At 66.5% G+C, this 2,519-nt stretch carries 2 protein-coding genes and 1 pseudogene; all 3 read left to right on the plus strand.

The genetic code is table 11. The features are described from left to right. Positions 1–53: 53 nt before the first annotated feature. Positions 54–545: pseudogene (locus ACFE71_RS15500) on the plus strand (integrase core domain-containing protein); the annotation flags it as partial. A gap of 53 nt (positions 546–598) precedes the next feature. Next, on the plus strand, positions 599–865 hold the full coding sequence (locus tag ACFE71_RS15505) for a hypothetical protein (RefSeq protein ID WP_375429655.1): 267 nt from the start codon (positions 599–601) through the stop codon (positions 863–865). Positions 866–920: 55 nt separating this feature from the next. Then, positions 921–2,360 (plus strand): DUF6880 family protein, encoded by a 1,440-nt coding sequence (locus tag ACFE71_RS15510; protein WP_375429656.1) that lies wholly within the window; start codon positions 921–923, stop codon positions 2,358–2,360. Positions 2,361–2,519: the final 159 nt, after the last annotated feature.

Genomic DNA, 2,519 nt, shown 5'->3' on the forward strand with positions numbered 1-2,519 from the left:
TCGCGATTCTCATCTTGATTGTCGCTGCGCTCGCATCCTGATTGTCGCGCTGCAAGAAGGCCACCCGCCGGATCGCCGCTGACTTCCTGCGGCACCTCGCGGCAGCCGTGCCGTACCGGATCCACACCGTGCTCACCGACAACGGCACGCACTTCACCGACCCGACCGGCGACGGCTGGACGCCTAAGGACATCAAGGAGATGCGGGCGCAGAAGCTGCCGTTCCGCTGCCACGCCTTCGAGGCGGCTTGCGCCGACCTCGACATCGAGCACCGCCTCACCAAGCCACGTCACCCGTGGACCAACGGCCAGGTCGAGCGGATGAACCGCACCATCAAGGAGGCGACCGTCAAGCGCTACCACTACGAAACGCATGACCAGCTGCGCGAGCACCTCGCCGACTTCGTCGCCGCCTACAACTTTGCTCGCCGTCTCAAGACCCTGCGTGGGCTCACGCCATACGAAGCCATCTGCAAAGCATGGACAGATGACCCAAGTCGGTTCATCTCAAACCCGCACCATCAATCGCCGGGACCAAACAGGTAAGGGTCGACTAGTTTCGCCGGATTGGGCACACGAGCTCGACGGAGGAGAAGGCAGTGCGCGCACGCGATCCGAACATCGTTACATCCGGATTGTCGGGGTCCATCACACGCGATGGCATGACCGTTGACGTCAACATTCATCGGATTGAGGATCAGCCGGGGTGGGCGTTGGAGGTCGTCAACGCAAACGGGACTTCGACGGTCTGGGACAATCTGTTCGATACGGATGAAGAAGCTCACACCGCCTTTCTCGCCGCTGTCGCGGATGAGGGGATGACCGTGTTCCTCGATCAGGCGGTTGTGATCCCGTTTCGCCGGTGATCAACCCGGCCCTGTCCGGCAAGCCGCTACCGCGCGATTGAATGAGCTTCGTGACATGGCTTCGATAAAGACGCTCAACGCCAAGAACCTCGAAACGCTGGGTAGCAAGAGGTTGGCCGCGCTGCTGATGGAGGTCGCGACCGGAAATGCTGGGATCAAGCGCCAGCTGCGGCTCGCCCTCGCCGGAGAGGCAGGCCCTGCGGACGCCGCGCGTGAGATCGCCAAGCGGCTCGCGACGATCGCGAAGGCGCGCAGCTTGATCGACTGGCACAAGGTCAAGCCGCTCGCCGCCGACCTCGCGGCGCAGCACGGCGCGATCATGAACCTCGTCGCGCCACACGATCCGGGTGCGGCGCTCGATCTGCTGTGGCGGCTGGCGGCCTGCGCGGAACCGGTGTTCGCACGCAGCGACGATGGCAGCGGCCGGCTGGCCGACGTGTTCCGCGCCGCCGTGAAGGACTTCGGTCCGGTCGCGAATGCCGCCCGCATCGATCCAGCGGTCCTGGCGGAGCGCGCCTTCGAGGCAGTGCAAGATGATGGTTATGGCACGTACGACGGCTTGGTCGATACGCTCGCCCCCGCGCTCGGGATATCCGGGCTGGAGCGGCTGCGCGCCCTTGGTCTCGCCTGGCAGGCTCGACCCGTAACGGTGCCGCCGCAGGCCGAGCGCGGGGTGGTCGGCTGGGGCAGCGGCGGTCCGATGTACGCGGACCAGATCGACGCCGACCACCGCAAGCGCACGTCGGCGCTGCTCCTCCAGCAAGTCGCCGACGCGCTCGGCGACGTCGACGCCTATATCGCGCAATACAATCCCGAGACCCGCCGCGTTCCGCTGATCGCGGCGCGGATCGCCGAGCGGTTACTGGCGGCGGGACGAACAGACGAGGCCTGGGAAGCGATCGAGGCGACCGACAGCGGCAGACGCGGCTGGCTCGCGCCTGAATGGGAACAGGCCCGCCTTGCAGTGCTCGACGCGCTCGGGCGGCACGACGATGCGCAGGAGTACCGGTGGGAGCGGTTCATCGCCACGCTCGATAGCGGTCACCTGCGCGCGTTCCTCAAGAACCTTCCTGATTTCGAGGATCTCGAGGCCGAACAGCGCGCCATCGCGCATGCGCGCGGGTTCGCCGACGTTCACCATGCCCTCGCGTTTCTTGTCGGCTGGCCGGCGCTGGACCGGGCGGCGGCGCTGGTGATCGATCGAGCCGACGCGCTCGACGGCGACCTTTACGAACTCCTGACGCCTGCCGCCGAAGCATTGGAGGAGAAGCACCCGCTCGCGGCCACAATCCTGCGTCGCGCGATGATCAACTTCACGCTCGGCCGGGCGCGTGCGTCGCGGTACGGCCATGCGGCCCGGCATCTCGCCTCCTGTGCCTATCTCGCCCGGCGCATTGCCGCGTTCGGGCCGGTCGCCGATCACGACGCCTACCTTGCTCGGCTGCGGCAGGATCACGGCCGCAAGGTCGGGTTCTGGCGCGAGGTCGCAACCTGATCGTAAATGGTCGTGACCGGCGTTCCCGTTATTGAAGCACACCCGGTGAACCAAACGGCCGACCCGTCAGACCGGCCTATCGCGCCAGCCGCTCGCGCAGCAACGACCAGCGCCGTGGCTGCCGTCGCCTGACCGCGATTGACAGCGCCTTGCGCGAGC

Origin of the sequence: uncultured Sphingomonas sp., assembly GCF_964237155.1 — a bacterium.
Lineage (GTDB): Bacteria > Pseudomonadota > Alphaproteobacteria > Sphingomonadales > Sphingomonadaceae > Sphingomonas.

What these genes read in the sequence shown, in the direction of transcription:
- ACFE71_RS15510 (WP_375429656.1), top strand. Translation starts at nt 921, where the DNA reads ATGGCTTCGATAAAGACGCTCAACGCCAAGAACCTCGAAACGCTGGGT.